This is a genomic window from Vibrio sp. 1727, assembly GCF_033344415.1.
Lineage (GTDB): Bacteria > Pseudomonadota > Gammaproteobacteria > Enterobacterales > Vibrionaceae > Vibrio > Vibrio alginolyticus.
In genome coordinates this window covers 1-575 of sequence record NZ_JAWPOT010000503.1, presented here as the reverse complement: position 1 = coordinate 575, position 575 = coordinate 1, and the positions used below count along the sequence as shown (strand labels likewise).

General features: G+C 46.8%; 1 protein-coding gene. It reads right to left on the bottom strand.

The features are described from left to right. The coding region (locus R8O10_RS26605) for an aromatic amino acid transport family protein (RefSeq protein ID WP_318192149.1) at window positions 1-575 on the bottom strand (575 nt) is incomplete at both ends.

Here is a 575-nt window from a genome sequence, read left to right as displayed (position 1 = left end):
CAAGAACCGAGATAAGTTCAGTGACGTTTGAGTACTGTACCAGCTCATGTGGCGGCAAGTTACCCACAACCGCAAACAACCACAATAGGTAACAAACCAAAGGAATCGTAGAGCCGACAACGATCATGTTGCGCAGCTGAGTTTTGCTCGCTTCTTTGTTGTAAGTCACCAACGAAGGAATGACGACCATAAAGCCAAAACTGGTGAATAGCACAGAACTGGTTTTGATCAGTGCCATTTTGTCGCTACTAACGACTTCGTTTAGGCCTTCGAATGAAACACTAGGAGCAAGAGCAAACAGCGTTAAAACAAGCGCAACAATCATACCGATAAACAGACCACGGTTCAGCTTGTCGACCACACCAGTGCCAGCAGAAACAATCAGACCCACTAAGATGGTAAAGCCAACTTGGCTAGAAACAGTGGAAACAGAAAGGCCGACTGATGCCGTGATTTTTTGCACTAGATCGCCAGCGCCAATGATGTAAGCCATCAATAGACAAACAAGCAACGCGTAAAGCAGGCCATTAGTCACTAACTGACCGCCTTTACCAAGTGTTTCGCGGGCGATTGCG